General features: G+C 54.4%; 4 protein-coding genes and 1 pseudogene. 1 reads left to right on the top strand and 4 read right to left on the bottom strand.

Annotated features, from left to right (window positions below):
- The 4 genes and pseudogenes from P775_RS29735 to P775_RS05005 all read right to left on the bottom strand — a co-directional run.
- The coding region (locus P775_RS29735; protein ID WP_425439883.1) for a transposase at window positions 1–244 on the bottom strand (244 nt) is incomplete at its 3' end.
- Window positions 245–313: 69 nt separating this feature from the next.
- A complete protein-coding gene (locus P775_RS29730) occupies window positions 314–466 on the bottom strand; it encodes a hypothetical protein (protein ID WP_180287330.1) in 153 nt (50 codons plus the stop codon).
- A 36-nt stretch (window positions 467–502) separates the two neighbouring features.
- A pseudogene (locus tag P775_RS05010) lies at window positions 503–2,023 on the bottom strand (IS3 family transposase).
- A gap of 5 nt (window positions 2,024–2,028) precedes the next feature.
- Window positions 2,029–2,523: an IS110 family transposase gene (locus P775_RS05005; protein ID WP_143520815.1), complete on the bottom strand. Its 495-nt coding sequence runs from the start codon at window positions 2,521–2,523 to the stop codon at window positions 2,029–2,031.
- A gap of 544 nt (window positions 2,524–3,067) precedes the next feature.
- On the opposite strand from P775_RS05005, the gene P775_RS27485 reads away from it, so the two are divergent.
- Complete coding sequence (locus P775_RS27485) at window positions 3,068–4,933, top strand: hypothetical protein (RefSeq protein WP_143520813.1); 1,866 nt, start codon at window positions 3,068–3,070, stop codon at window positions 4,931–4,933.
- The last annotated feature ends 375 nt before the right edge of the window (window positions 4,934–5,308 follow it).

Genomic DNA, 5,308 nt, shown 5'->3' with positions numbered 1-5,308 from the left:
CGAAGTGCGGGAACTTGGTCAGATGTATCTGGAGCAGATCAAGGGGTTGAATGCGCGCGTCCGGGTTGAAACGAGCCGCTACAAGCGCTGGCATGTAGAGCGCATCGCGCAGGAACTTGCGCCTGCCCTGTATGAACGCCTTGCCAAGCCATTGGCCCGATTGTCGGTTCATGGGCGCGCGGCCTGTAAGGCTTGCGATCTGCTTTCGGCTCAGGTTTCCGATTTCTGGACATTCGACGAGGATCGCGACCGCAGTGACCCGTCCCAGCCCCGGGATCGAGCAAAGAATGTCAAAGGCACGTGCTCGTTTCGGTCACCGCCGCGCGAGGTCCAGCAGCGCCGCTTCCAACTCAGTGAGTTGGCGCTTGATCTGCTCAAGCCGGGCCTTGGCTTGGCGTTTAAGGACCGCCAGAGACTGTGTTTTCGAGCGGTTCAGCAATCGCGTTCTTTCCTTGATCAGCGCCATGCGGGCGGTGTTTGTCAAAGGAGTTGTCCGCGGATTTCATGCGGCGTCTCTGATTTCAGGGGCGCTGGTTTCGGTTTCTGGGTTAAGCCAGACGGGGCCGGCGGGTTGCCAGTTTCGGGTTTTGCCTGACCAGCGTTCCGGGTTTTGCATGCGTGCATTCGCATAAAGACTGGCGCGGCGGGTGAGTGTTGCGCTGTCACGACCGGCGTGGCGCGCATTTGGTGTGACGAAACGGATGGCGCGGTACAGGTGCTCGCCGTTGTATCAACTGGCGAAGGTTCTCACCCAGGCTTGCGCATCGGCCTTGGTGGCAAAGCCCTTGGTCGGCCAGTTCGGGCGGTATTTGCAGGTTCTGAACAGGGCTTCGGAGAAGGGGTTGTCATTGCTGACGCGCGGGCGACTGTAGGACGCGGTGATGCCCAGTTTCTCCATGGTGGTTTTCATCGCGGCACCCTTCATAGGGCTGCCATTGTCGGCATGCAGGACGAGGGGGCGCGTGATGCAGCCCTCTACCAGGACAGCCTGCCGGATCAGATTGAACGCCATTTCCGCGCTCTCGCGCTCTCGCGCTCATGCACCTCCCAGCCGACAATCTTGCGGCTGAAGATATCCACGATCAGGTAGAGGTGAAAGAACATGCCCGCTACAGGCCCGGGCATCCAAGTGATATCCTAGGTCCAGACCTCGCAGAGCCCGCAGGCCTTGTAGCTCGTGGGTGGTTTGCGCCGGATCGGAGGCTTTGCCCGGCCCCGGTGATGCTGTTGCCCATCGGCGCGCAGAATGCGGTAGAAGCTGGATTCCGAGGCCAGATACCGCCCCTGATCGGCCAGTTTTGGCACGATCTGGCTGGGCGGAAGGCTGGAGAATTGCTCGCAATTGCAGGCATCCAACACAGCAGCCCGTTCGCCCAGGCTCAGCTTGTTGGCCGGTTCAGGGCGCCACGCGAGGGGTCGCCGATCGGATTGAACCTCGCCGCCGTTTGTCCAGCGCCGCAGGGTGCGGTCGCTGATCTCCAACTCGATACAGGCTTTGGAGCGTCGCGCGCCTGCACTGACGGCCTCGTTGATCAGGGCGATTGCGGTTTGGCGATGTGGCGTGCTGATCATGCGTCCTCGTCGCCCCCCCCCAGATCGCCTGAGCCTTTTTTCGCAGAACCAGAAGCGCTGCGGTTTCGGCCAGTGCGCGGTCCTTGCGCGCCAGGTCCCGTTCCAGATCCTTGACCCGTTTCTTCTCTTCCTTTGTCGCTTGACCAAGGCGCGTTGTGCTGGCGCGGTCCCAATCGTTCGCCTGTTCACACGCTGACCGCCATGCCGCGATCTGCGCGGGATAAAGCCCACGCTTTCGACACTATTCAGCCAGATCAGCCTCGTTCAGCGCCGCCGTTTCCAGCACAGCCGCAAACTTGTCACGCGAAGACCCGCCCTCTGGGCCCGCATCTGCATCGGGCAAAAGCTGCCCCTTGCCGCGCGCCTCAGCACGCCACTTGTGCAGCGTTCCCCGCGATATCCCTTCTTCCTGCGACAGCTGCCGGAGGGCCATGTTGTGTGGTGCAAGCATCCGCTTCAGCACAGCCGCTTTTCGTTCCGGTGAATATCCCACGTCATCGTCCTATCCCGCCCACCTGAGAAATAGAGGAAAAGTAGAGCAGCGGACAACTTCCCTGACTGGGGGCGGGCGATCTGCAACTCCTTGAGGGCAGGCTCGTTCTTGTCCGTCGGCGCATCCGGCACAAGATCGAGCGCGGATCCCATCTTGGCCAGAACGTGCGCATCAACGGCATCGGTCTTGGCCCTTCTTCCGCGGGCTTGGGCAAAGCGGCGCGCCTGTCGCGGGTTCACCTTCACCAGCGGCAAAATTCCGGCGAAATGACACTCGAGTGCGGCATGGTAAGCCCCGGTCGCCTCGTAGGCAACGAGGTCAGGCGTTTCAACGCCGATCCAGCGGCGAAGTACCCGCAGACCGACTGGCGAATTCGCGAACTGCCGCGCTTCGTTATTGATCAGACGATGCGCATCAAGAGTGTCTTTCGAGATGTCGATTCCGATGGTATATTTCATTGTCCTCGCGTGCAGGCCATAATCGAATAGCCCAGCCTCATAGCAGAAATGCAGACGACTTCCGCAAGCGCTGAGCTTCTCCACCAACTTTCGGATGTGATCGGGCCGGTGCGGAACCGTTCCTCAGTGGCGGACCTCACCACCACGCCCATCTTGTGCGACCGCGACCGAGATTGTCGCCTTGTGGACATCCACCCCAATAAACGTGCTATAGTGCATCTGGTCTCTCCCTCATTCTTGAGGCTCGGCACCAGCCAATCCAGCGCAACCCTTGAATGGAGAATGCCGCGGGAGAGGCCACCGGCCCAGTCAGTTCACACCGCGATCATGGGGGCTAAGACATGAATGTCCCCCGGATTGATTTCCACGAACGATCATGGCACGATAATTACTAATGGGCGAGCATGTAGAGCATCAGTGACTACATATTATCAGCTCTGAGATGATAGCTGCCGTAGGTCTGGTGCGAACGGTCAGTTAGTCCTCCTATAATGAAAGGATTGTTATGAATAGACGCAGTTTTTTCATAAAAGGAACCAGTGTGATGGCGGTACCCGTCCCAAGTTTGCCGATGAATGGAGCTCAGCTCAAGCTGACCCTTGATGAACTCCGAAAATCTACCATGCTAAGGTTCCCCAACATTTCAGCGCTATTGCTTAGCTCAGATCTATCGATCGGCGATCTTGCAACGACGCCTGAAGGAACGTTCTCCATAGTTGCCCCAAATACCTATGTCCCAAATGGCAATACCGTTCAAAATCTTGAGACTGCTCATGGGCAGGCAGTGCTAAATCCAGGTGAAGCAGTTTCGGATTTTGATGCTCTTTCGAGTGACACCCGCTCATATGATTTATTTGAACAAGGTCAGTTGATTTTTCAGAAACTTACAGGAAATCGTTGGCAAGTTCTCCCTAGGGATTCTGAGAGCTATCACTTTGAGACTATAGGTGGCGTAAAATTAAGAGATTTAAGTGAGACTTATGATCCAGTTGCCTATGGATGGAAAAATGGAGATGATATAGCAAAGTATCTAAACTCATTCTTCTCAGGCGACAAGACCACCTTTTATTTGCCGCCTGGATCTAATTACGTACTGGCATCTGAAGTTCGCGTTGATTTGTCCACGGTCATCACCACGGAAAAAATTCTTCAGCTCACTGGGACACGTGGTACGCGCACGGTCTCAGCGGGATTGGTGCGCATACAAACCTCAGAAAAACGCGCTGATACGCCAATTTTTACGTGCTACGGCGGGGAAACCGTATTTAATACAGACGGTACTGCATGGGTCATCGAAGATACCAATCAAGTTCGTTTTATCGGCCATGTGGGCTGGGGCTCTCTCGATAACTCTAGAAATCAGGGGACGTTGTTCTTAATTAGAAATAAGAATGGGTATTGTGAACGCACACAGCTGATAGATTGCAAGGCAAGATACCTGAAACACTTTGCTCGCTTCGATCTAAAAGGCGGTATATTCGGAGGACTTTCATTCAAAGGCACGAGGATTTCAAATCTGGAAGTTTCGGGTGGTGTCTCTGGTTTGGCGCAGATTTCTATCACCACAGATGCGGAAGTGTCTTTGGCCGTTTCCTCAGCATCCGACTATAGGGTTGGAGAAACCGTTGTTCAGGCAGTATCTGGCGCCTATGGTACGGTTCTCGGGTATCCAGAGGGGAATGATATTATTTTTGTATCTAATGTTGTGGGGGCATTTAATACGACCAATATCGTTACCGGTGAAGAGAGCGGAGCGTCCAAGATCCCGAATAATGTGTGCACACCTCGCTACCCAAATCTATACGATAGTAGCTTTAACGACATCAAAGGGAACTTGAATGGTGGTGTGATTGTGATGGACCTTGGCGGAAGCATGAGGGACACAAATATATGCAATTTGTCTTGTGAAGCATCCGTAGGTACCACAGCTCATTATTTTAAAGATCTCGGGAGCTGGTCCACCGGTCGCCCGCGCATAACTTTACCCGACCTCGGTGGTCAGATGACGTATTTTAGCGCAGTCCGGACGTCAAAGGTCAGTCGAGCGCAAACCTTTTTGGACGGTATTTGTTTACCGCCCAGTGAGGTATCCCCCGATACGACAGATGGTGTTATAGCGGTCGCGGATGGAATAAGCTGGAATCCAGGAAATATCGGTGTTGGAAATGGTGGCAAAGGTATATTTACTCGCCTTTTTGGTACATGGAGGCGTGTCAACGTTTTGACTCTAACAAGCTTGGCGAAGCTTGGTGACATCACTGATGGAGTGAATACTTCGGAAAAATTTCTTGGAAAAGAAGTGACCATCTCGACAAACGGGCATAAATATGTGGCTCTAGGTGCAGCTGCGCGCGACGCTTGGCATCCTATTTCTGAAAACAACTCCGCATCTAATATTTCCCCGACATGAGTGTATCGCTTCAGTAGGGAATTATACGATCCATGCCTTCTATATTCGGACGTAGGACACCTTCTTCTGCGGTGTTAGTCTGGAGTTAAAAATAACAAAAGTAGCACCTCCAACCTTGGCACACTGATATTGTTGGGGGGGCCGATATTATCGGCAAAATTGGCGTAAGTCGTTCGCCCTAAAAAAGTCGCATGCACCGTCCATAAGGAGGCAATATGGACGGTCCAGTATCCGATCAGAGACCTTAGCCAAAGATGGCCCTCGGCGCAGGCTTACGCTGCGGGCTCAACATCCGCAAGATCCTGGCCCTACTGAGTTCAGGCTGAACAACCTGATCCGCCGAAGAGATAGGAATTTGAGGGCCTGCTCTTCGGG

It is taken from the genome of Puniceibacterium antarcticum (genome assembly GCF_002760615.1).
Classification (GTDB): Bacteria; Pseudomonadota; Alphaproteobacteria; order Rhodobacterales; family Rhodobacteraceae; genus Puniceibacterium; species Puniceibacterium antarcticum.
The sequence above is the reverse complement of the archived record's forward strand: the minus strand, read 5'-3'. Positions and strand labels throughout refer to the sequence as shown.

Bases quoted from the DNA above. Each gene is read 5' to 3' on its own strand.
- P775_RS27485 (WP_143520813.1), top strand. From the start codon at position 3,068: ATGGCGGTACCCGTCCCAAGTTTGCCGATGAATGGAGCTCAGCTCAAG.
- P775_RS05005 (WP_143520815.1), bottom strand. From the start codon at position 2,523: ATGAAATATACCATCGGAATCGACATCTCGAAAGACACTCTTGATGCG.
- P775_RS29730 (WP_180287330.1), bottom strand. From the start codon at position 466: ATGGCGCTGATCAAGGAAAGAACGCGATTGCTGAACCGCTCGAAAACA.